The sequence below is a fragment of the Bradyrhizobium sp. B124 genome (assembly GCF_038967635.1).
Lineage (GTDB): Bacteria > Pseudomonadota > Alphaproteobacteria > Rhizobiales > Xanthobacteraceae > Bradyrhizobium.
Genome location: NZ_CP152413.1, coordinates 1,873,794 through 1,898,057, shown reverse-complemented (window position 1 = coordinate 1,898,057; position 24,264 = coordinate 1,873,794). Strand labels below are relative to the sequence as shown.

At 65.4% G+C, this 24,264-nt stretch carries 16 protein-coding genes; 12 read left to right on the top strand and 4 right to left on the bottom strand.

The annotated features are described in order from the left end of the window. The first annotated feature begins 40 nt into the window (after window positions 1-40). From AAFG13_RS09090 to AAFG13_RS09075, 4 genes are all read left to right on the top strand, one after another. Window positions 41-544: a copper chaperone PCu(A)C gene (locus tag AAFG13_RS09090; protein ID WP_312011438.1), complete on the top strand. Its 504-nt coding sequence runs from the start codon at window positions 41-43 to the stop codon at window positions 542-544. A gap of 143 nt (window positions 545-687) precedes the next feature. After that, window positions 688-2,460, top strand: a complete 1,773-nt coding sequence (locus tag AAFG13_RS09085; protein ID WP_249131573.1) for a PQQ-dependent dehydrogenase, methanol/ethanol family — start codon at window positions 688-690, stop codon at window positions 2,458-2,460. A gap of 79 nt (window positions 2,461-2,539) precedes the next feature. After that, window positions 2,540-3,082, top strand: coding sequence for a c-type cytochrome (locus AAFG13_RS09080; RefSeq protein ID WP_212309702.1), 543 nt, complete (start codon window positions 2,540-2,542; stop codon window positions 3,080-3,082). Then, complete coding sequence (locus AAFG13_RS09075; RefSeq protein WP_342711794.1) at window positions 3,079-3,705, top strand: hypothetical protein; 627 nt, start codon at window positions 3,079-3,081, stop codon at window positions 3,703-3,705. The genes AAFG13_RS09080 and AAFG13_RS09075 overlap by 4 nt, the downstream gene beginning before the upstream one ends. A gap of 43 nt (window positions 3,706-3,748) precedes the next feature. On the opposite strand, the gene AAFG13_RS09070 is transcribed toward AAFG13_RS09075, so the two are convergent. Then, window positions 3,749-4,687 (bottom strand): helix-turn-helix domain-containing protein, encoded by a 939-nt coding sequence (locus AAFG13_RS09070; RefSeq protein ID WP_342711793.1) that lies wholly within the window; start codon window positions 4,685-4,687, stop codon window positions 3,749-3,751. Between the two features lie 309 nt (window positions 4,688-4,996). Between AAFG13_RS09070 and AAFG13_RS09065 the strand changes: the two genes are divergently transcribed. Together AAFG13_RS09065 and AAFG13_RS09060 are read left to right on the top strand one after the other, a co-directional pair. Then, window positions 4,997-6,772 (top strand): acyl-CoA dehydrogenase family protein, encoded by a 1,776-nt coding sequence (locus tag AAFG13_RS09065; RefSeq protein WP_342711792.1) that lies wholly within the window; start codon window positions 4,997-4,999, stop codon window positions 6,770-6,772. A gap of 36 nt (window positions 6,773-6,808) precedes the next feature. Continuing rightward, window positions 6,809-8,029, top strand: a complete 1,221-nt coding sequence (locus tag AAFG13_RS09060) for an ABC transporter substrate-binding protein (protein ID WP_342711791.1) — start codon at window positions 6,809-6,811, stop codon at window positions 8,027-8,029. 101 nt (window positions 8,030-8,130) lie between these two features. Here the strand turns inward: AAFG13_RS09060 and AAFG13_RS09055 are convergent, their stop codons facing one another. The 3 genes from AAFG13_RS09055 to AAFG13_RS09045 form a co-directional block, all read right to left on the bottom strand. Beyond that, entirely contained in the window at window positions 8,131-9,834 is a 1,704-nt protein-coding gene (locus AAFG13_RS09055) for a bifunctional protein-serine/threonine kinase/phosphatase (protein WP_342711790.1), read from the bottom strand. A gap of 30 nt (window positions 9,835-9,864) precedes the next feature. Beyond that, on the bottom strand, window positions 9,865-11,124 hold the full coding sequence (locus tag AAFG13_RS09050; RefSeq protein WP_342711789.1) for an MFS transporter: 1,260 nt from the start codon (window positions 11,122-11,124) through the stop codon (window positions 9,865-9,867). Between the two features lie 321 nt (window positions 11,125-11,445). Beyond that, the gene (locus AAFG13_RS09045) at window positions 11,446-11,646 is read right to left on the bottom strand and encodes a hypothetical protein (RefSeq protein WP_342711788.1); all 201 of its coding nucleotides are present in this window, start codon (window positions 11,644-11,646) and stop codon (window positions 11,446-11,448) included. Between the two features lie 114 nt (window positions 11,647-11,760). Here AAFG13_RS09045 and nirB point away from each other — a divergent pair, with 114 nt between their 5' ends. From nirB to AAFG13_RS09015, 6 genes are all read left to right on the top strand, one after another. Continuing rightward, a complete protein-coding gene (gene nirB, locus AAFG13_RS09040; protein WP_342711787.1) occupies window positions 11,761-14,220 on the top strand; it encodes a nitrite reductase large subunit NirB in 2,460 nt (819 codons plus the stop codon). Then, window positions 14,217-14,546, top strand: a complete 330-nt coding sequence (gene nirD, locus AAFG13_RS09035; protein ID WP_212309695.1) for a nitrite reductase small subunit NirD — start codon at window positions 14,217-14,219, stop codon at window positions 14,544-14,546. Before nirB ends, nirD begins: the two co-directional genes overlap by 4 nt. A gap of 21 nt (window positions 14,547-14,567) precedes the next feature. Then, window positions 14,568-17,231: a molybdopterin-dependent oxidoreductase gene (locus AAFG13_RS09030; RefSeq protein ID WP_342711786.1), complete on the top strand. Its 2,664-nt coding sequence runs from the start codon at window positions 14,568-14,570 to the stop codon at window positions 17,229-17,231. Between the two features lie 411 nt (window positions 17,232-17,642). Continuing rightward, complete coding sequence (locus AAFG13_RS09025; RefSeq protein ID WP_342711785.1) at window positions 17,643-20,972, top strand: adenylate/guanylate cyclase domain-containing protein; 3,330 nt, start codon at window positions 17,643-17,645, stop codon at window positions 20,970-20,972. 15 nt (window positions 20,973-20,987) lie between these two features. Further along, window positions 20,988-22,517 (top strand): flavin monoamine oxidase family protein, encoded by a 1,530-nt coding sequence (locus AAFG13_RS09020; RefSeq protein WP_342711784.1) that lies wholly within the window; start codon window positions 20,988-20,990, stop codon window positions 22,515-22,517. After that, window positions 22,514-24,262 carry a thiamine pyrophosphate-binding protein gene (locus AAFG13_RS09015; protein WP_342711783.1) on the top strand — a complete coding sequence of 583 codons (1,749 nt, stop codon included), beginning with the start codon at window positions 22,514-22,516 and terminating at the stop codon, window positions 24,260-24,262. Before AAFG13_RS09020 ends, AAFG13_RS09015 begins: the two co-directional genes overlap by 4 nt. Window positions 24,263-24,264 lie beyond the last annotated feature (2 nt).

Genomic DNA, 24,264 nt, shown 5'->3' with positions numbered 1-24,264 from the left:
GGTCGCGCGCGACGAAGCATGAAACAATGCCGCAAAAATCATGTCGGGAGAAAACTTGATGTCGTTCGAGCGGGGGTTGCATTGCGCCGTTGCGTGCAGGATCGTGAGGTGCAGATCATGGATCGCGTTGCCATTATTCTGCCTGATCAGCACGTTCGGAGTAATGCATGACGCCGTCGCGAACGAATCCATGGCGATCGTGGATGCGCGCGTACCGGCTGCCGACAAAGAAGGCGGAGACCTTCCCTTGACGATGACGATCAGGAATGAGGCCGACAGCGCCGACGCGCTGCTCCGTGTCCGCTGCCCGGTCGCGAATTTTTCCGAGCGCCACATCGTCGATCGCGGCGAAGGCGCGCCCGCCATGCGCTCGATATCCAATATACCAGTCCCGGCCAAGGCGACACTCGAGCTGAAGCGCGACGGCTATCACGTCATGCTGCTGCAGTTGCGTCAGGCGCTCGCGCCCGGCGAGACCTTCAAATGCGCGGTCGTTTTTCAGAAAGCTGGAACCATCGAGACGGAGGTGCAGGTCCAGAAGTGACCCAAGACAAGTGAAGACAAGTGACTAAGGAAGGCGGCGGGCGGCACAGCCGATCGCCGGGACGCAAGGCTTCTCGCGCGACCGCCCGTATGTGACGGGCGGTTCGATCAATGAAGAACGCTGGATCCGGAGGAAATGAACGCATGACAAGGTTGAATTGGGTTAAATCGCACATGCTCGCGGCGGCAGTAGCATCCGCCGCGACCTTCGCGGGCTCTTTCGCGCTCGCCGACGATGTCAACCAGGAGCGTCTGCTCAATGCTGACAAAGAAGCAGGCAACTGGCTGCACCATCACAAGAACTATTCGGCGACCCGCTTCTCGTCGCTGGCGGATATCAACAAGGACAACGTCAAGAACCTGAAGGTCGCCTGGACCATGCATCTCGGCGGCGTCGAGGGCGGCGGAATCTGGGGGCACGGCGGCCTGGAGGGAACTCCGATCGTCGAGAACGGATTCATGTACGTCACCGACGGCTGGGGGTCGGTCTACAAGATCGACGCGCACGGCGGCAAAGGCGTGCTGCTCTGGAAGATGGATCCCAAGACCGACCACGACTGGGCCGGCGCGGTCGCCTGCTGCGGCGTCGACAACCGCGGCGTCGCGCTGTGGGACAACCTCGTGATCTCGCACACGCTCGACGGCCGCCTGATCGCGACCAACAAGGAGACCGGGCAGGTCGCCTGGCAGCGTCAGGTCGCCGATCCCGACAAGGGTGAGGTGATCACCGGCGCGCCACTGATCGTCAAGGGCATGGCGATCACGGGCGTCGCTGGCGCCGAATACGGCATTCGCGGCTGGATCGCCGCGACCGACCTGAAGAGCCAGAAGGAAGTGTGGCGTACCCACACCATCCCGGGCAAGGACGAACCCGGTTCCGAGACCTGGAAGGACGACAAGAACGCCAAGGCGAGCGGCGGCGGATCGACCTGGGTCACCGGCAGCTACGACCCGTCGACCAACACCATCGTCTGGGGCGTCGGCAATCCCGGACCGGACTGGGACAATGAGTACCGGCCCGGCGACAACCTCTACACCGACTCGTCACTCGGTCTCGATGCCGACACCGGCAAGATCAAGTGGCACTACCAGCACACGCCGAACGATCCCTATGACTATGACAGCGTGGCGGAGAACGTGCTGGTCGACGTCCCCGGTCCGAACAACACGACGCTGAAGCTCGCGCTCGAGGCCGACCGCAACGGCTTTGCCTATGCGGTCGATCGCAACAGCGGCAAGTTCATCTGGGGTCTGCCCTTCGTCAAGAAGGTGACCTGGACCAAGGGACTCGATCCCGAGTCCGGCAAGCCGGTGGAGTATGATCCGAAGCAGGGCGTGCAGAAGTACAACGCATCGGTGACGCCGAGCCGGACCAACAAGGAGACGGATATCTGCCCGGGCAACATGGGCGGCAAGAACTGGCCGCCGACCGCCTACAATCCGACCCTGAAGCTCTGGTACATCCCCGTCATCGAGAGCTGCAACCACATCAAGGTCGAGGAGATGACGCCGGACAAGGTCAAGGCGCGCGAGTTCTTTACCGGCGGCGGGCCGAGCCAGAACGTCAAGATCACCGGCAGCGTCACTGCGATCGACGTCACCACCGGCAAGGTGGCGGGGAAGGCGGAGACGCAATTCCCGAATCTCGGTGGCATCCTGGCAACGCCTGATCTCGTGTTCTCCGGACAGCCGTCCGGCGAGGTGATCGCCTATGATGCGAAATCGCTGCAGCAGCTCTGGCAGTTCAACACCGGCGGTGGCGTCAATGCGCCTCCGATGACGTTCTCGGTGGACGGCAAGCAGTATGTCGCGATCCTGGTCGGCCTCGGCGGCGCCTGGGACAAGTGGTTCATCGACGCCACGCCCGAGCTGAAGCGGATGCAGCCGGGCTCGATGCTCTACGTGTTCGCGCTCTGACATCGCAAGCGCGGGAGGCCTCAGCGAGAGGCCTCCCGCGTCGATCTGGCCGAGAGAAGCAAGACAAGAAACAGAACAAATGAAACAAACATGGCTGGTTGGCGCGTGGCTCGGCTGCGCGCTGGTGACGGGATTTGTCGGTACCGTGCACGCACAGTCGGCAAGCGATCCGACCGATGCGGGCAAGGCGGTGTTCAAGCGCGGCAATTGTGTCGGCTGCCACAAATGGCACGGCAATGGCGGCGGCGGCTATGGCGGCGACGCGCTGTCGCTGCGCAAGACCGAGCTGACCCGCGAGCAGATCATCGAGACCGTGACGTGCGGGCGGCCGGGCACCGGCATGCCGTTCTTCGTGCGCGGCTCTTATGACACCACGAAATGCTACGAGATGACCCGGCAGGATGTTGCGGATCGCATGCCGCCCGAGGCGAACGTGTTCCTGCGGCCCAACGAGATCGAGGCGGTCGCCGATTACGTGCTCGCCCACGTCAAGGGCAAGGGTGAGCCGAACTATGACGAATGCATCGCCTTCTTCGGCGACGGTTCGCGTGTCTGCAATATCTACAAGGAGGCCGGCCACGCCGCCGCGTCGTCCGACCAGAGCGAGAAGGCAAAGCCATGAGCAAGCAGGGATCGGCAATCCGCGGGTTGGTCTTCGCCGCGTCAGTCACCACGGCGGTGCCGGCGATGGCCACGGCAGGTGACCTGCGCGACATCAATGTCGGCATGGACATCAGCAGCGTTCCCGACGCGGGATATATCAACCTGACCTGCGTTGGTGAGAAGACGCACCGATTGGCGGAATGGGCGCAGTGGGCGGCTTGCCCGGCCGGACCGGACCAGCTGCGCGGCATCCGCTTCGAGTATGACCGCGAGACCGCGCGGGAAGGCACCATGGTCGGCGGCCATCCCGCGATCCTGACCGTGATGATCGACAAGGACGCCAGGATCGCGGCGCTGACGATCGAGACCGATCCGAAGGCGCGGCTCTATCTGCGCAAGAAGGCGTTCCTGCTCGGCCTGCAGGCGAAGTCGCGCTACGGCGAGGACGGCTGGACCTGCTCGGAGGCGAAGCCGGGCGCCGACAAGCAGGAGGTCGGCGGCGTGTTCGTCGACGAGACCTGCAGCAAGACCACCGATGGCCGGACCGTCGAGATCGAGCGTCATCTCTATCGCGAGCCGAACAAGGAGCTCAAGGACATGACCGACGAGACCCGGATCACGATTCGCCGCGCGGGGTCGTAGGAACATCGATTGGGCGCGTTTGCGCCGCGTAGCCCGCCCGATCTTAGGTCTCGATCGGCGCTGCGTCGATGTCGATCTGCGGCAACAGGCCGGGAGACTGCCGTTCGACCAGCTCGCGCATCTTGCCGATGATCGCTTTGGCTTCCGCCGAGACGATCGAGCTCGGGCCTGCAACGGTGATGACAAGCGGAGGCGTCTGGTCGGCCTCGGTCAGCCGCATCGCAATCGCGCTCAGGCCGGGCGTGCCCATGTCGCGCGTATAGGCGAAGCCCTGCCGGCGGATCGTCGCCAGCGCATGCTGGATATCGCCGAATCGGACGGCGGATGACGGTGCTTCCTCGGCGTTGATCCGCTGCACGATCCGCCGCGCATCCTCGTCGTTCATCAGGCTGAGAAACACCCGACCCGGGGTCGAGTGAGTCAGGAGCCGCCGCGCGCCGGGCTCGAGATAATAGCGCACCGGTGTCGTGCCCTGCAGCACGCGGATGTACTGGCTGTAAAGCTGGTTGCGCGCCACCACGAAGGTGGTCAGCCGCGTCGCCTCATGCAGCTCGCGCGTGATCGCATCGAGCGTGACGCCCGGCAGCCTTTCGCTCGTGAGCCAGCCGCCGAGCAGGGCGATGCGGACCGTCGGCCGGTAGGTGCGCGCCTGCCGGTCGTGGTCGAGATAGCCGAGCTCGACGAGGCTCTTCAGCAGTGCCGACGTGCTCGACGGCGGATAGTTCAACCGGCGCGCGATCTCGGTCATGGCCGCGGGCCGTTCGATCTCGGCAAAATACTCGAAGATGCGGAGCACGCGATGCGCCGACTTGACGATTGACGGATCGGGGCTGCCGTCGGCGGCGCGAAACAATTCGTCATGCCGGTTGGCCTCGATCACCATCGCCGCGGGATCGTCCGCTTGCGCGCGCACGCGGTCGGCGACGATGCGCCTGCGGCCCCGCCGGGACGGGGGCTGGGTATCGGAGCGAACTCCCTTCATCTCTGGCCGCTCGTGTCCTTGAACGCAGCGCATACTTGGTGCGCTGCAACATTCATTGTCGCCTTCTCCTGTCGAATGTGCAGCGAAACCAATGAAGGTCAAGCGTCCGCGGTGCAGCATGACCGGACGTACGATCCGCGCGCGGCCGGCATTTCTTCCACGTATCTGAAATTATTCTCGCAAGCTGCTCCGCCGATGGACATCGCCGCGATCGTTCCCGATGTTGCAGGCGAAGTGTGTACACCGAGCGATGACATCCCGCGCACCGGCACGGCTGCTGCGACGTCATCCCGAACAAGGAGAGCCTCGATGCAGATGAGCGCGCGCGACCTTCGCAGCTCCAACGATGCCGCCGATCCGGCCCGCCACATCTCACATGATTGCGCAGGCCTCAATTTCTATGATCTCGATCGCGGACTTCGCGGCCTTCTGGGGCTCTATCTGGCGCGCGAGGATCGCGAGCGGCTGGAACCGCATTTCCGCCGCCTCGGCGAACTGGCGGGTGGCAGGCTCGACCGGCTGGCACGGATCGCCGACAAGCATGCGCCGGTGCTCAATCCGAGGGACGCCTACGGCCGCGACGAGGACTGGATCGACTATCACCCGGCATACCGCGAGATGGAGGCGATCGCCTTCGGCGATTATCAGTTTCACGCCATGAGCCACCGCGCCGGTGTGCTCGGCATGGACCGGCCGCTGCCGGCCGTGGCCAAATACGTGTTCCAGTATCTGTTCGTGCAGTCCGAGTTCGGGCTGATGTGCCCGATCAGCGTCACCGACACCTCGACGCACCTGATCCGCAAGTTCGGCTCCGACGAGCTCAAGGCCTATCTGTTGCCGAAGATGCTGTCGGACGACATGGCGACGCTGTGGAAGGGCACACAGTTCATGACCGAGCGCGCCGGCGGCTCCGATGTCGGCGCCGTCGAGACCGTTGCGCGCCGGGATGGTGACGTCTGGCGTCTGACCGGCGACAAATGGTTCTGTTCGCACGCCGATGCCGACGTCGCGCTGATGTTGGCGCGGCCGGAAGGTGCGCCCGATGGCACCAGGGGGCTCGCGCTGTTCGCGCTGCCGCGCCGCCTCAAGGACGGCCGGCGCAACAGCTACCGGATCGTCCGTCTCAAGGACAAGCTCGGCACCAAATCGATGGCGTCAGGCGAGATCCGGCTCGACAACGCGGTTGCCTATCTGGTCGGTGATCCCACGCAGGGCCTCAAGCAGATGATGGAGCAGGTCAACCTCTCGCGCCTGTCGCACGGCGTGCGCGCCGCTGCGATGATGCGGCGTTGCGTGAACGAGGCTGTCGTCAGCGCCTCGTCGCGGGTGGCGTTTGGCCAGCGCGTCATGGATTTTCCGTTGCTGCGCCGCCAGCTGATGAAGTTGATCGTGCCGACCGAGCAGGCGCTGTCGATGATGCTGGTGGCCGCGCGCGCGATGGACGATGCCAGCGCCGGCTCGGCGCAGGCGAGGGATCTGCTGCGCATCCTGACGCCGCTGTTGAAGTACCGCGCCTGCCGCGACAACATTCCGGTCGCCACCGGCGCGATGGAGGTGCGCGGCGGCAATGGCTACATCGAGGAATGGGTGCAGCCGCGGCTGGTGCGAGACGCCCATGTCGGCGTGCTCTGGGAAGGCACCAGCAACATCAACGCGCTCGACATCATTTCGCGCGCCGTCGGCAAGAGCGGCGCGCATCGGGCGCTCGCCGCTGTCCTCCAGTCGCGCCTCGAAGAGGCGAAGGCGTTGCCGGAGCCGTTCCGCGAACGCCTGCGCGTCGCGCTCGATCGGGCGATCGGCTTTGCCGAACGGGTGGCGGCCGATCCCGGCTCGGAGCACACCGCGCGGCTGGCGGCGAGCGCGCTCTACCATGCCACGTCGGCCATCACGCTCGCATGGGAAGGATCCCAGCCGGAGGTCGATGCGCGGCGGCTCCTGCTGTCGCGCTTCGTGCTCGAGCATCGCCTGACCGCGAAGGACCCGCTGGCGCCGGTCGCCGACGCATGGGAGCGCGAGGCCATCGATCTGATGCTGAGCAATGCGCCGGTCACATTCGGTCAAGCGGTCAGGTCCCTGACAGCCTGACTACAAGAGAACAAAAAACATCGCGGGGAGGTCTCTATGCGATCGATTGCGGCCGCGCTCACGGCGGTCTTGTGTCTGGCTGCGGTTGGGTCCGTGAGTGCGCAGGTGTCCGGCGACGTGGTGCGCATCGGCGTCATCAACGACATGTCGGGACTCTATTCCGATCTTGGGGGCGAGGGCTCGGTGGAGGCGGCCCGGCTCGCGATCGAGGATTTTGGCCCGACCGTGCTCGGCAAGAAGATTGAGCTGATGTCCGCCGACCATCAGAACAAGCCCGATATCGCCTCCGGCATCGTGCGTCGTTGGATCGACGAGAACGGTGTCGATTTGATTGCCGATGGCGGCAATTCGGCGACGGCGCTGGCCATTCAGGCCATCACCCGCGAGAAGAAGCGCATCTTTGTGATTTCTGGGCCTGGTAGTTCCGATCTTACCGGAAAGCAGTGCTCGCCTTATGGGTTTCATTTCACCTACAGCACTTACGCTGAAGCCTCCGCCGTCACCAGGGCCATGCTCAAGAAGGGCGCGGATACGTGGTTCTTCCTGACCGCGGACTACGCCTTCGGCCATGCGCTGGAGCGTGACGCATCAAGCTTCGTCACGACCGCGGGGAGCAAGGTCGTCGGCTCGGTTCGCCATCCGCTCGGTGCGTCGGACTTATCGTCGTTCCTGCTCCAGGCACAGAACTCGAAGGCGAAAGTCATTGCGTTGGCGAACGCGGGCGGCGATACGGTCAACAGCCTCAAGCAGGCTGCGGAGTTCGGCATCGGAAAATCTGCCGACCAGAACATCGTCGCTCTTCTGATGTTGATCACGGACGTGCATTCGCTCGGCCTTGAGGCGGCGCAGGGCATCATCTACGCGACGTCGTTTTCGTGGACCCAGAACGAGGCAACCCGGACGTTCGGTCATCGCTTCATGGCGCGTCGGCACGGGCAGGCGCCGACCATGATCCAGGCCGGCGTCTACAGTGGAGTGATGCACTATCTGAAGGCAGTGCAGGCGGCCGGAACCGACGATCCTGGCGCCGTTGCCGCCGCCATGCGCAAGCTTCCGGTCAACGATTTCATGACGCAAAATGCACAGATCCGCGAGGATGGGCAGGTGATGCGTTCGATGTATTTGGTCCAGGCCAAATCGCCATCCGAATCGTACGAGCCTTGGGACTATGAAAAGGTGATCGCGACGATTTCGCCGGACGAAGCCTGGCGGCCTCTCGCGGAAGGCGGGTGTCCGTTCGTGACGAAAGCTCAGTAACGTTTGCGTTCGCAGCGTTGGCAGGCTGCTGAAGACGTCGTCCATGGCCTCGCGGTGGAGTCTGCTTCGTCGCCGCCATGGAAGACGTCTTCAACAGCCCGCTAGTGCCGCGCCAGCAGCACGACGATGATCAGGGCCAGGATGGCGCACAGGACCTTCCAGAAGGTCACGGGATCGCGGTCGTGCAGCGATTTGCGGGTCGTGACGGCGGGGCCGGCCCAGGTCGCGCCGTTTTCCAGCTCGTGCGCGAACTCGATGGCGTCGCCGAAGCGTTGCGCGGGTTCGACGCTGAGCGCCTTGCCGATCACCGCATCGAGCCAGGCCGGCAGGTCCGGCCGGTAGCGTGACAGCGGCGCCGGCTTGCCGAACCGTGGCCGCGAGAACGGCTCGATCTCGCCGAACGGATAGTTCGCGGTGAACATGCGGTAGACGGTGACGCCGAGCGCGAACAGGTCGGAGGCCTCGTCGCCGGCCTTGCCGCCGAACAGCTCGGGCGCCATGTAGCTCGCGGTGCCCGGAATATCCTCGGCGGGAAAATCCTCCAGCAGCGGCACGCGCGCGACGCCGAGATCGACCAGGCGCAATCCGCCGTCTTTCAGCAGGATCACGTTGTCGGGCTTGATGTCGCGATGGATGATGCCGGCGCGGTGCAGCGCAGTGACCGCGCGCACCAGCTTGGTTGCGATCGCGATGCCTTCGGTGAGCGACAGCCGCGGCGCATGGTTGAGCCGCTGTTCCAGCGTTTCGCCCTCGTAGAGCGGCATCGCCGAATAGAGCCTGGTCTGCCGCTCCGCGGGCACCTCGATGATCTCGCCGATCCACAGGCTGCGCACGCGCGCGGCGACCCAGGCCTCGCGCACGAAGGCGAGGCGGTAGGAGCCTTCGCTGGCGACCCGCGGATGCGGAAACTTCAGCACCACTTCGCGTCCGGCACGCTTGTCGGTCGCCTTGAACAGGCGGCTGTAGCGCCCGTCGGACAGCACGTCGTGGAGCGCGAAATCGTCGATCGTGTCGCCGCTTTCCGGCAAGTCCAAAATCGGCAAGGTCGCGATCGCATGAGTGAGGTCGTCGCGATCCGCCGGCGGCAGGTCGACGACGTCGAGCACCAGCGCGGTGGTGTTGTCGCTGCTGCCGGCCGCGAGCGCGGCATCGACGATGCTGCGCGCCGACTCGTCGGGCGGCGTGCGTTCCTCCAGCAGCTGCTGCAGGCGGGAATCGGAGAGCGCGCCGTGAACCCCGTCGCTGCAGATCACGAGACGGTCATGCTGCCGCAGCCCGACCGAGGTGTAATCGAAGCGGGCGAACTCCTCGAAACCGATGGCGCGGCTCAACATATGGGCGAGGTCGCCGCGACCGGCGATGTGGTCCTGCGTCAGCCGCTCCAGCCGTCCATCGCTCAGGCGGTAGGCGCGGGTGTCGCCGATATGGATCACATGGCATTGCCGCCGCGACAGGATGATCGAGGAGAACGCGCAGGCCATGCCGCTGCGCGCGGCGTCGACGCGGCCCTGGCCGTAGATCCAGCTGTTGGCAGCTTCCAGCGCCCGCGCGGCGCGGCGGCGAACACCGAGCGTCTCGGGCAGCGAATAATAGGCATCGATGAAGCTGCGGACCGCGACCTCCGCCGCCTCACGTCCGCCCTTGTGGCCGCCGACGCCGTCGGCGACCGCGGCCACGACGTCGCGATGCAGCGCGCCCGGCTGGCCGAGGCAGGCCGCGACATAGTCCTCATTGGCTGCGCGCTTGCCGGTCTCGCTGGCGAAACCGACGCGTACGCCCAGATCGTGTTGCGCGCCGTTCGCCACGTCCGAACCCGTCCTTTTCGGAGCGGGCCGTCAGACGCGCGCTCCCGACACCGCGCCCCAGGTGGTGCGCCAGCGGACCTTGACCATCGCAAGTCCGATGAAGCCAAGCAACGCCAGCACGCCGAAGAACAGGAAGCCGGCGCCGAAACCGCCGGTCATGCCCTTGGCGAAGCCAAGCGTCTGGGCGAGGAAGAAGCCGCCGACGCCGCCGGCGCAGCCGACGAGCCCGGTCATCAGGCCGATCTCGTGGCGGAAGCGCAGCGGGATCAGCTGGAACACCGCGCCATTGCCCATGCCGAGCGCCAGCACGCCGATCGAGAACAGCAGCACCGAGATCCAGGCGATGCGCGGCAGCTCGGTCAGCGCCCAGCCGCCCGCGGTCGGCGCAGTCGGGCCCTCCGGCATGAAGGCGATCACGAGATAGGCGGCGACGACGACGCCGAACAGGATCGACAGCGAACGAATGCCGCCGATGCGGTCGGCAATCATGCCGCCGACCGGGCGGAAGCCCGAGCCGAACGCGACGATCAGCGCGACCAGCATGCCGGCCGCGACGCCCGAGACGTGATACTGCACAGTGAAATAGAGCGGCAGCGCGTTGGCGAGGCCGACGAAACCGCCGAAGGTGATGAAGTAGAAGAACATGAACCAGCGGCTGTCGGAATCCTTCAGCAGCGCGCCGTAGGCCTGCAGCGAGATCTTCTTGCGCTCGCCCGGCGCGTCCTTGGCCGCGACGGCGTAATAGGCGAGCACCATCAGCATCGGAATCAAGAGGCAGCCAAATACGGCCTGCCAGCCCCAATGTTCGGCAATGCTCGGTGCGAGCAGCGTGTCGAGCACGACGCCCATATTGCCGGCGCCGGCGATCCCCATGACCACGCCCTGATATTGCGGCGGATACCAGCGGCTCGCCTGCGGCAGGGCGACCGCGAACGAGGCGCCGCCAACCCCGAGCGCAAGCCCGAACAGCTCGATCGCGAGCTTGCTGGTCAGCCCGAAATGCCAGACCGACGCGGTCGCGGCGATCACGACGAGCTGGGCGATGATGCCGGTGCGCTTGGCGCCGATGATGTCGGCGAGGATGCCCATCGGCACGCGCAACAATGCGCCGGCGAGGACCGGAATGGCGACCAGGGTGAACTTCTCGTTGACCGCAAGATTCATGTCGCGCGCGATGTAGACGATCAGCGGTCCGAGCGCGACCCACGCCATGAAACTGATGTCGAAGTACAGGAACGCGGCGAGCAGGGTTGGCCAGTGACCTGCCTTCTTGAACTCGGCTAGCTTCATCGCAACGTCTCGCGCTGATGCGGCGGAGATGGCCGCTGACGTGCGACTCTCTCGGGCGCAGATAAATCGAATGTGGGTGAATGCGTGAGCGCGCTCGCCGTTGAGACGCACTCCGTCGAGAGGTAAGGTCAGCAATTTGCGTGCCATCGAATCGATCGCGTCGCTTTGCCTTGCAGTCGCAAGACGTTGCCGCGAGATCGCGAACCGGGTCCGGCGATCGGAATTGGCGTGGCTTGCAGCAAGCGCCGCCGCGCAAACGCGCATGCTGATGCTTTCTTGTGCGATGCGCCATGGACGCGCGATGGCGCATCAATTGCGGGTTCACGATTGCGGCCGCGGCCGCTGATGCTGTGCTGCACAAGAGATCATCGGCGTGGCTAAAAATTCGGCCAGGCCGCCGCGCGCCGCGGCATCAGTCACATGTGAGGTCGCAGGAAACCTGTTGATTTTGCTACCAGATTCGTTCGCGCCGAGTTGGCACGCGTTTTGAATATCAATCAATAACGGAACATCGGTCGTCATCGAAGACGGTCTGCGCCCGCGGCTGGGCTTCCTACAACTCCAAACCTTTATCGGTGCCCATCAACGACGCACATCGCGTCGCTGCGTAGCGCCGTCGGAATTGAAAGGCAGACCATGCTCGACAAAGTGACCAAGCAGAAGCTCGTGGTGATCGGCAACGGGATGGCCGGCATCCGCACGGTGGAGGCGCTGCTCGAGCGCGCACCCGATCTCTACGACATCACGGTGTTCGGCTCCGAGCCGTACGGCAATTACAACCGCATCCTGCTGTCGCCCGTGCTCGCCGGCGAGAAGACCGTCGACGACATCATGCTCAACACCGTCGACTGGTACGAGGACAACAACATCACGCTGCGCAAGGGCGAGACGGTCTCCATGATCGATCGCCGCACCTGTGAAGTCGTCACCGATGCCGGCGACCGCGTGCCCTATGACCGCCTTTTGATCGCGACCGGCTCAAACCCGATCATGCTGCCGCTGCCGGGCAAGGACCTGCCGGGCGTGATCGGCTTCCGCGACATCTATGATGTCGACCGCATGATCAAGGCCTCGACCGACTATCGCAACGCCGTCGTGATCGGCGGCGGCCTGTTGGGCCTCGAAGCCGCCAACGGGCTGATGAAGCGCGGCATGAACGTCACGGTCGTGCATCTGCTCGACACCTTGATGGAGCGCCAGCTCGATCCGGTGGCCGGCGGACTGCTGCGCAAGTCGCTGGAAGAGCGCGGCATGGTGTTCAAGATGCCGGCGCAGACCCAGGCGATCCTGGGCGAGGACCGCGTCACCGGCGTGCGTTTCGGCGACGGCACCGAGCTGCCGGCCGATCTCGTGGTGATGGCGGTCGGCATCCGCCCGAACTTCGAGCTCGCCAAGAAGGCCGGGCTTTATTGCGAGCGCGGCATCGTAGTCTCCGACACCATGCAGACCTATGACGGCCGCATCTATGCGGTCGGCGAATGCGTGCAGCACCGCCGTCAGACCTACGGCCTCGTCGCGCCGCTGTTCGACCAGGCCAAGGTCTGCGCCAACCACCTCGCGATGAAGGGCTTTGCCACCTATGACGGCTCGGTCACCTCGACCAAGTTGAAGGTCACCGGCATCGACCTGTTCTCGGCCGGCGACTTCGCACCGGGGCCGGACAAGGAGGAGATCGTGTTGCAGGACGCCAATCGCGGCGTCTACAAGCGCATCATCCTGAAGGACAAGAAGATCGTCGGCGCCGTGCTCTATGGCGACACCATCGACGGCCCCTGGTACTTCCAGCATCTGCGCGACGGCACCGACGTCTCGCATATGCGCGAGCGCCTGGTGTTCGGCGCCGCCAATCTCGGCGACGGCGGCGTCAACGGGCAGAATTCGGTTGCCGCGATGAGCGACGAGACCGAGATCTGCGGCTGCAACGGCGTCTGCAAAGGCGCGATCGTCAAGGCGATCTCCGAGAAGAAGCTGTTCACGCTCGACGACGTCCGCGCCCATACCAAGGCGTCGTCGTCCTGCGGCTCCTGCACCGGCCTGGTCGAGCAGGTGCTGGCCTTCACGCTCGGCGGCGACTATTCGGCGGCGCCGAAGGTCAAGCCGCTGTGCAAATGCACCGATCACAGCCACGACGACGTTCGCCGCGTCATCGTCGAGCAGCAGCTCAAGACCATTCCCGCCGTCATGCGCTTCATGGAGTGGAAGACGCTCAACGGCTGCCATTCCTGCCGTCCGGCGCTGAACTACTATCTGCTCGCGACCTGGCCGGGCGAGTACCGCGACGACCAGCAGTCGCGCTTCATCAATGAGCGCGTCCACGCCAACATCCAGAAGGACGGCACCTATTCGGTGGTGCCGCGGATGTGGGGCGGCGTCACCACGCCGAGCGAGCTGCGCGCCATCGCCGATGTCGCCGAGAAGTTCAACATCCCCACGGTGAAGGTCACCGGCGGCCAGCGCATCGACCTGCTCGGCGTCAAGAAGGAGGACCTTCCGGCGGTGTGGGCCGATCTCAACGACGCCGGCATGGTGTCAGGCCATGCCTACGCCAAGGGCCTGCGCACGGTGAAGACCTGCGTCGGTTCGGAATGGTGCCGCTTCGGCACCCAGGACTCCACCGGCCTCGGCGTCAAGCTCGAGAAGTTCATGTGGGGCTCGTGGACGCCGGCCAAGGTCAAGCTCGGCGTCTCCGGCTGCCCGCGGAACTGCGCGGAAGCGACCTGCAAGGACGTCGGCGTGGTCTGCGTCGATTCCGGCTACGAGATCCACTTCGCCGGCGCTGCGGGCCTGCACATCAAGGGCACCGAGTTCCTGACCAAGGTCGAGACCGAGGACGAGACGCTCGAGGTGATCGTGGCGCTGACCCAGCTCTACCGCGAAGAGGGCTGGTATCTCGAGCGCATGTACAAATGGTGCGACCGCGTCGGTCTGGAGCAGATCAGGAAGCGGGTGGTCGACGACATCGCGAACCGCAAGGCGCTGTTTGCCCGCTTTGCCCATTCGCAGCAGTTCGCGCAGACCGATCCGTGGGCCGAGCGCGCCAGCCGCGGCATCGACCGCAACGAGTTCGCACCTCTTGCCGAATTGGAGCTCGCATGACCAACTGGATCGAAATCGGCGCGCTCGACGACATTCCGCGGCTCGGCTCGCGCGTGGTGCGCACGCCGGGCGGCAACATCGCGGTGTTCCGGACCGAGAGCGACGAGGTGTTCGCGCTCGATGACCGCTGCCCGCACAAGGGCGGGCCGCTGTCGCAGGGCATCGTGCACAACAAGCGCGTGACCTGTCCGCTGCATAATTTCGTCATCGAGCTGGCGAGCGGGCAGGCGGTCGCGCCCGATGAAGGCTGCACGCATACTCATCTGGCCAAGGTCGAGAACGGCGTTGTCTGGCTGTCGGTGCGGCAGGCGGCGGCGGTGAGCTGAGCGGGCAAGGATCGGCCAGCCATGTCCGTCAAGACCACGTGTCCCTATTGCGGTGTCGGCTGTGGCGTCATCGCGTCGAGGGACGCGGCGGGCGCCGTCCGGGTCGAAGGTGACAAGCAGCATCCGGCCAATTTCGGCCGGCTCTGCAGCAAGGGCTCGGCGCTCGCCGAGACCATCGATCTCGACGGGCGTCTGCTCGCGCCTGTCGTCGACGGCGCGCCGGCGGGCTGGGATGACGCGCTCGATCGTATCGCCGATGGCTTCAGTCGCGTTATTCGCGAGCACGGACCTGACGCGGTCGCGTTCTATGTCTCCGGCCAGCTCCTGACCGAGGACTATTACGTCATCAACAAGCTCGCCAAGGGCTTTGTCGGCACTGCCAATATCGACACCAATTCGCGGCTGTGCATGGCCTCCAGCGTCGCCGGGCACAAGCGCGCGTTCGGCAGCGACACCGTGCCGGGCTGCTACGAGGATCTCGAGCAGGCCGACCTGTTGGTGCTGGTCGGCTCCAACGCCGCGTGGTGCCATCCAATCCTGCACCAGCGCATGCTGGCGGCGAAGGAGAAGAACCCGGCGTGCAAGATCGTGGTGATCGATCCGCGCCGCACCGCGACCTGCGAGGGCGCCGATCTGCATCTGCCGCTGCGCTCGGGCAGCGACTCCGTGTTGTTCAACGGGCTGTTCGCGTTCCTTGCCGGCAGCAATGCGGTCGATCGCGGCTTTGTCGGCAATTGCACGACGGGAATCGTCGACGCCCTCAAGCAGGTGGCCGGCCAGACCCTGGCGCAGACCGCTGCGACGTGTGGGCTGAGCGAAGGCGCGGTCGGACTGTTCTTCGACTGGTTCACCCGGACCGAGCGCGTCGTCACGCTGTATTCGCAGGGCATCAACCAGTCGTCGAGCGGCGTCGACAAGGTCAACGCCATCATCAATTGCCATCTGTTGACCGGACGCATCGGCCGTCCCGGCATGGGGCCGTTCTCGCTCACCGGCCAGCCCAACGCGATGGGCGGCCGCGAGGTCGGCGGGCTCGCCAACCAGCTTGCCGCGCATATGGAGCTCGAGAACCCCGCGCATCGCGAGCTGGTGCAGCGGTTCTGGCGTGCGCCTGTGATTGCGGAGAAGGGCGGGCTGAAGGCCGTCGACATGTTCGATGCGATCGCCGATGGCCGGATCAAGGCGGTGTGGATCATCTCGACCAATCCGGTGGTCAGCCTGCCCGATGCCGACCGTGCGCGCGCCGCGCTCGACGCCTGCGAGCTCGTCGTGGTGACGGACTGCATGCGCGACACCGACACCACGCGTCACGCCGACGTGCTGCTGCCGGCGCTGGCGTGGGGCGAGAAGGACGGCACCGTCACCAATTCCGAGCGCCGGATCTCGCGGCAGCGGCCGTTCCTCGCCGCGCCCGGCGAGGCGCACGCCGACTGGCGGATCATCTGCGACGTTGCCGCCCGCATGGGCTATTCCGGCTTCGACTACGCGTCAGCCGCAGAGGTGTTCCGCGAGCACGCCGAACTGTCGGGCTTCGAGAACAACGGCCAGCGCGATTTCGACATCTCGGCGCTGGCTGTGCTCGATGACGGCGCCTATGACGCGCTGGCGCCGGTGCAGTGGCCGGTGACATCGGACCATCCGGCCGGCACGCCGCGGATGTTCGAGAGCCAGAAATTCTTCACGCCCGACCGCAAGGCGCGTTTCGTGCCGGTCGCGCCGCGCGCGGCGCGGCATGCGACCAGCCGCGATTTTCCGCTGGTGCTCAATACCGGCCGTATCAGAGATCAGTGGCACACCATGACCCGGACCGGGAAAACCGGTCGGCTGCTGTCGCATATCTTCGAGCCCTATGCCGAGTTTCACCCCGAGGATGCGCGTCAGGCCGGCCTGCAAAACGAAGGACTGGTGCGGCTGACGAGCAGCTGGGGCGAGATGATTGCGCGCGTCGTGGTCAGCGCCGACCAGCGCCGCGGCTGCGTGTTCGTGCCGATGCACTGGAACGAGGAATTCGCCGGCGAGGGCCGCGTCAACGCGCTGGTCAATCCGGCGGTCGATCCGCTGTCCGGCCAGCCGGAGTCCAAGCACACGCCGGTCAAGGCCGATCCTTACGCGCCGAAATGGCACGCCTTCATCCTGAGCCGCGATGCGATCAAGCGTCCGGCAAGCGGCTATTGGGTTTACGGCAAGGCCGGCGATTGCACGCGGCTGGAGCTTGCGCTCGACGTCCGCCCGGAGAGCTGGCGCGACTGGGCGCGCGCGCAGCTCGGCCTCGAAGGCGTCGAGATCGAGTGGATCGCCTATCGCGATCCGGCCGCGGGCCGCTTCCGCTACGCGGCGGTGCGTGACGGCCGGCTCGAGGGCTGCGTGTTCATCGCGCCCGATCACGTGCTGCCATCGCGGGCGTGGCTCGCCGGGTTGTTCGCAGAACAGCAATTGTCGGCCAATGCGCGGATGGCGCTGCTCGCGGGGCGGCCGTTCGGCGCGGGCGAAGATGTCGGGCCGATCGTCTGCTCCTGCTTCAGCGTCGGACGGCACCAGATCACGGCCGAGATCAGGAAGGGCGCCGGCAGCGTCGAGGCGATCGGTCGCTGCCTGAAGGCCGGCACCAATTGCGGCGGCTGCAAGCCCGAGATCGGCAAGCTGATCGGTGCCACCGCAAAGGCGCGACAGGCGATCGCGTCCTAAAGGCCCGGCGCCGGCTTGAGCCGAGCGAATGAACGCATGATCCGGAAAGTGCGAAGGGGCTGTATTCATTGCGTATTGCCGGAAGACGTGCAATAGTTTGCTCAAGAAACTTCAGATAGCGTTCGTTCAGATGGAAGCCGCAATAAAAGATACGGTTTGCAGTATCTGGCGCTGCAGTTGCGATTCCATCAGGTTTCGGTTGATTCCGCACAATTCATTCATCGGTTTTCCGGCACTTCGATCGAAGTGCCACGTTGCGTGCGCCAATGATTTAAGGCTGAAGGCCGGCAGGTGACCGAAGGTCGGGCCGGCCCGATGAAGCTCCCGCTGCAGGCGATCGTGGAGCTACGAAGCAGCAGCGCACGATAGGATATTACTGCAAGAGATTTTGAAACCGATTGGGACGCGACCATGGATGTCGAGGAATGGTTGCAGGAGCTGGGCCTCGAACAATATGGAACGCTGTTCCGGGCGAACGAAATCGATGCCGAAGTCCTGCCTGAGCTGACCGAGATCGATCTTGAGAAGCTCGGCGTGCCGTTGGGGCACCGCAAGCGCCTGCTCAAGGCGATCGCGAAATTGAGCGCCACGGAAAAGGCGGAGGTCTCGCAACCGACGTCGGCCGAACCGGGCCCGCGGGACGCCGCGGAGCGTCGTCAATTGACTGTCATGTTCTGCGATTTGGTTGGCTCGACCGCGCTGTCGGCGCGACTCGATCCCGAGGACATGCGCGAGGTGATGCGCTCCTATCAGGACGCGTGCTCCGGCGTCATCGCGCGCTATGAAGGTTTCGTCGCCAAATTCCTGGGCGACGGTATCGTGGCTTATTTCGGCTATCCGCTCGCACATGAAGATGATGCCGAGCGCGCCGTGCGCGCCAGTCTCGAAATCGTTGCCGTCCTTGCCGGGCTGGAGACGCGGGCTGCCGACCTGCTTCAAATCCGCATCGGTATTGCGACCGGGGTCGTGGTGGTTGGCGACCTCATTGGACAAGGCTCCGCGCAGGAGCATCCGGTGGTCGGTGACACACCAAATCTCGCCGCGCGGCTACAAAGCGTAGCCCACCCCGGCAGTATCGTGGTGAGCGAGCAGGTGCGCCGCCTGGCCGGAGGCACGTTCGATTACGAGGATTTGGGCGAGCTGACGCTCAAGGGCATCGCGCCCCCCACGCATGGCTATCGCATCCGCGGCATAAGCAAGACGGTCAGCCGCTTCGAAGCCGCCACCTCCGCGGGACTAACGGCCCTGGTCGGGCGGCACAGCGAGGTTTCGCTGCTGCAAGACCGCTGGGCCCAGGTGGTGGAAGGAACGGGGCAGGTGGTCTGCCTCAGCGGCGAGGCCGGTATCGGCAAGTCGCGCCTGGTCCATATGCTGCGCGCCCATGTGTCGGCCGGTCACGCGCTGTGCTTCTCGGCCAGCGGCTCGGCGTACCACCAGAACACCGCGCTGCACCCGGTTATCGATCTCCTGCAAGGGCTGCTGGGATTTGAGCCCGGCGACGACGCGCCGGCACGCCTGGCCAAGCTGCATCAGGGCCTCGCCTTGCATGGTCTCGGCGACGCCCGCATGGCGAGCGTGTTCGCCGCCTTGCTGTCGCTTCCCAGCGAAGCTGGCCAACCCGCCGCGACGGCCGGCACGCAAAAGGAAACGCTGGAAGCGATCCTCACTCTGTTGCTGGCGCTGGCCGCACGCAAACCGGTCCTGCTTGTGGTCGAAGATCTGCATTGGCTGGATCCTTCCACGCTGGAACTCCTGGGCTTGCTGATCGATCAGGTGCCCACGGCTAATATCCTGTTGCTGACCGCGGCCCGACCCAACTTCCAGCCGCCCTGGGGTGCGCGGCCGCAGGTCAACGCGCTGCGCCTCGGCCGGTTGGCGCGCAGCGAGATCAGCCAGCTGGTGCTGCAGGTGACGGGTAGCAAGCCGCTGCCGGCGGAGGTGCTGGAGCAGATCATCAAGAAGACCGATGGCGTGCCGCTATTCGTCGAGGAATTGACCAAGACGGTGATGGAACTCGGTCTGCTTAGGGATCTTGGCGAGCGCTACGAACTCGTGGGGCCGCTGACCCCACTGGCCATTCCGGCCACGGTGCATGACTCGTTGATGGCGCGCCTGGACCGTCTATCGACGGCCAAAACTGTGGCCCAACTTGGCGCCGTGCTGGGGCGCAGTTTTGCCTACGACCTGTTGCATGCGGTGGCGAAAATGGACGAGGCGACGTTGCGCCAGTCGTTGCAGCAGCTTGTCGTCGCCGAGGTGTTGCAGCAACACGGCCTGCCGCCCAGCGCCACCTACACCTTCAAGCACGCGCTGGTGCAAGACGCCGCCTATGGCTCCTTGCTGCGCAGCACGCGCCAGCTGTTTCACCAGCGCGTCGCCCAGGTACTCGTGGAAAGCTTCGCCACCCTTACGCAGGGGCAACCCGAGGTGCTGGCCTATCACTACACCGAGGCTGGCCTGGCCGCACAGGCCATCCCGCAGTGGCAGCGCGCGGCGCAATTGTCGGTCGGGCGCGCGGCGCATCGCGAGGCAATCAGCCAGTTCAATGCGGCGCTCGGATTGTTGGCCGGCCTACCCGCAGGGTCCGAGCGGTCCAGGCAGGAACTTGAGGTGAGGCTCGGTCTCGGACCGGCGCTGATGGCGGCGCGCGGCTATGCGGCGCCGGAGGTCGAGCGGACCTACGAGCGGGCACGCGAACTCGCGAACGAACTGGGCGAGGCTGAGCAACGGTTCACCGTCTTGTTCGGGCTGTGGCGCTACTACTTGAACCGCGCCCGCCTGGCCACGTCGCGCGGTCTCGCCGAGCAACTCATCGCCTCGGCTGAGGAATCGAGCGTCGACACACAGTGGTCGATGGCGCGTTATGCGATGGGCACCACTCAATACTACCAGGGCGAGATCGAGCCCGCCGCCGCCAACCTGGAACAAGCCGCGGCGCTGCACGACCCGCGGCAGCATGTCAGTGTAGCGGCCAGCGACCCGCGCATCACCAGTCTTTCCTGCGGCGCCTGGGCGCTGTGGCATCAGGGCCTGGCCGACCAGGCCCTGATGCGCAGCGAGGAATCGGTGCGCCTGGCGCACGAATTGTCGCATCTGCCGAGCCTCGCCCACGCCTTGTACTACGCCTCGCTGCTGCATCAGTTCAGACGGGCCGCGGATCGGGCGCGTGATTGCCTGCAGCAGTTGATGGCCTGCTCCACCGAGCGAGGCTTCTCCTACTGGGAAGCGCGCGGCTCCGTGCTTCAGGGCTGGCTGTTGGGCGAAGAAGGCCACACGGCCGAGGGCATCCGCACCATGCTGCGCGGCATCGAGGCGGTGCAGGCGACCGGTGCCGAACTGGCCCAGCCGAACTACCTGGCTATGCTGGCCGAACTGTATCTCAAGAACGGCGAAGCGGCCGCGGGGTTGCGCGCCGTGAACGACGCATTGGAGCGCATCGAGCACACCCTCGAGCGCCGCTGGCAACCTGAACTGCTGCGCCTGAAAGCCGAACTGCTGCTCGCCGAAGACGCCGGCGCGGCGGATGCCGCCCGGGACAGCCTGCACCAGGCGCTGGCCCTGGCGCGTCGGCAGAATAACCGGTCACTGGAGTTGCGCGCGGCGATGAGCCTCTATCGCCTGGAGCGCCGTCACCGGGGACGGTGCGACGGGCATCAACTGCAAACCGCCTGTTCCGCCTTCACCGAAGGGTATGACGAACCGGATCTACGCGAAGCCCGTACGTTGCTCCAAGCATCATAAAAGGGAAATAACGCCATGGAAGAGTCGCTGCTGCATGATCTGGGCGATGAGGCGCTGGACCCGATCATCAAGGAGTATGTCCAGATCGTCCAACGGGGATTGCCGCGACCGGCGCGCCCGCAGGACGTGATCATTGTCGGCGCCGGCATGGCCGGCCTGACCGCGGCGTATCTTTTGCGCAACGCGGGCCACCACGTGCGCATTCTGGAAGCCAACACTTATGTCGGGGGCCGCGTGCATACCTTTCGCTCCTTCAGCAGCGATCTCTATGCCGAAGCAGGTGCGATGCGGATCCCGAGCCAGCACCAGCTGGTGAATGCACTCGCCGATCTGTTCAAGCTGCCGCGTGAACCCTTCTTCAATGTCGACATCGACCCCGCGACCCGCGACGCTGCCGACCCGGTGTCGCGCAACAATGAATGGCTGTTCGTCAATGGTGTGAAGATCAGGCGTAGCGCCTACACCGCCGGCCAATTGAACTTCCCGCTGCCGCCGGGCGAGAAAGGCCAGACCGCGCAGCAAATGCTGGACGCCGCGCTGGCGCCGCTGCGCGATTTCATCAAGGCCGATCCGGCGTCGCGATGGCCGGTGGTGATCGAGCGCTTCGGCGAATTCTCGGTGCGCCGCTTCCTGAAGGAACAGACGCTGTATTCCGAGGAAGCGATCGAGATGATCGTCGTGCTGAACAACCTGGAATCGCGATTGATGACGTCCTTCGTGCAGGCCTTCATCGAGCTTGCCATCATCAATGACAAGGTTCGTTACTGGCAAATTCCTGGCGGCAACGACTTGTTGCCGCACGCCTTCCTGCCGGCGCTGAAAGACAGCATCAGCTTTGGCCAGCGCCTGAGCGCGCTGAGCTGGGACGGTAGCGGTGTCAGTCTGCGTACGACCAGTGGCGAGACCTTCAAGGGCGACGCGGCCATTGTCGCGATCCCCTTTTCCAGCCTGCGCTTCGTGCGCACTGACCCGTTGTTCGTGCCGCAGCGCCGGCGCGCCATTCGCGAATTGCACTATGACGCCGCCACCAAGGTCTTGCTCGAATTCAGCCGCCGCTTCTGGGAGCAAGACGACGACATCTACGGCGGGGGCTCCACCACCGACCTTGCCAACCGCTACATCTACTACCCGAGCCACGACATGGGCTCCAACCGGGGCGGCGTCGTGCTCGCGAGCTACGTCTGGGGCGAGGACGCCTTGCGCTGGGACTCGCTGACGGAGCCCACGCGCCTGCAGTTCGCGTTGGACGGCATCTGCGCATTGCACGGCGAGGGCGTGCGTAAACTGTATGTGGGTGGCACCAGCAAGAGCTGGATGCAGGATCCTTTCGCGTGCGGCGAGGCGGCCATCTTTGCGCCGGGGCAGTTCGAGATGCTGATGCCCTACCTGCTCGAGCCGGAAGGCGGCAAGATTCACTTCGCGGGCGAGCACACCTCGCTCAAGCATGCGTGGATCGAGGGCGCCATCGAGTCCGGCGTGCGCACCGCGCTGGCTGTCAGCGAAGGGCGCAAGCCGGCCGCGGCCCAACTGGGTGTCATGCGATGAACAAGCCACCCAACGCCATCGAATTCGTGCTCGGCGCGCTCAAGCAGGAAGGCATCAGCCATGTCTTCATGGTGCCCGGCGGATTGATCGACGGCTTCCTCACCGAGTTCGGTGACGTCACCGGCGTGAAAGCCATCGTCGCCGCCCATGAAGGCGGCGCGGGCTTCATGGCGGACGGTTATGCGCGGGCAAGCGGCAGGTTTGGCGTATGCCTCGGCATCGGCGGGCCGGGCGCGGCCAATCTGGTCGCGGCGCTCGCCAATGCCTATGCCGACGAGTCGCCGATCCTCGCCGTGACCGGTGAAGTGCAAAGCGACTGGGAAGGCCGCGGCTCATTCCAGGACGGCAGCGGTACGGGCATGAACGACGTCGCCCTGATGCGGCCGGTGACAGCGTTCGCCCAGGAAGTGCCGGCGGTCAGTCTGCTGCCGCATCATTTGCATGTCGCCTTGCGCACCATGGTGGGGGACTCGCCGCGGCCGGTCTTCCTGAGCCTGCCGCAAGATCTGCACGAGCGGCCCGTGACCGAGGCCTACCGCCCGCTGCAATACGGCCCGGCAACGCCGCCGCGTGTGCTGGACCGGGAGACCGCGGCCGCCGCGCGAGCGTTGCTGACGGCAGGCCCGCGCATCGCCATTCTGGCCGGAAACGGCTGCGTGAGATCCGGCGCCACGGAGGATCTCGTGCGGCTTGCCGATAGCTTCGGCATTCCGGTTGCCACCACATTGCGCGCCAAGGGCGTAATCCCGGAAGACCATCGCCTGTCGCTGGGCGTGTTTGGCTATGGCGGGACTCGCCATTCGACACTGGCTTTGACGCCGGACGACGACACCGGCCCCAACCCGCCGCCGGCGGCCGACGTGAAGGCCGACGTGCTGTTGATCCTGGGCTCGGGCCTGAGCCAGCGCGACACCATGTCGTGGAGTCCGAACCTGCCGGCGGTCACCGTACAGGTCGACATCGACGCTTGCGAGTTCGGTCGCGACTATGCGGTGACCGGGTCCGTGGTGGGCGACGCGCGCGAGTTTGTGCGCTGGATGTTGGACGACGAGCCCGTGCGCAGCACTCTCGCCGGCACCCGGGCGGCGCGAGATGCGTGGACCGCGCGCATACGCGCGATGCCGCGCCTGTACGATGTGGCCAACACCCGCAGCAATGCGGTGCCCATCCACCCGGCGCGCGCCGTTGCCGACCTGCGTCAGGTGGCCCCGCGCGACTGCGTGCTGCTGGTCGACTCCGGCGCGCATCGGGTCTTTGGCGGGCATTACTGGCAAAGCCATGGGCCCAGCGCCTATCTCACCGCCACCGCCATGGCGCCGATGGGTTGGGCCATTCCCGCGGCAATCGGCGCCAAGCTGGCGCGGCCGGAGCTGCCCTGTGCGGTGATCACCGGCGATGGCTGCATGCTGATGCACGGCATCGAGATCCAGACCGCGGCGCGTCACGGTCTCGCTATCGTCTATGTCGTGATCAACAACGGCGCCTTGGGGAATGTCTACCTGCGCGCCAAGCAGATGAGCCCGGCCGCAGCCGAACTGTCCCTGCTTCGCACCCACGACTGGGTGCACTTTGCGCGCTCGCTCGGTGCCGACGGCGTGGTGGTGGAGCAGCCCGGCGACCTGGTCGGCGCCTTCGAGCAGGCCTTTCGTTCGGGCGGCACCTTCATCGTCGATGTGCGCTGCGACCGTGACGCCACCACGCCCGTGGGCCCCTGGAACCGCGCCAAAGGCGCGTCGCTGGACTGAAG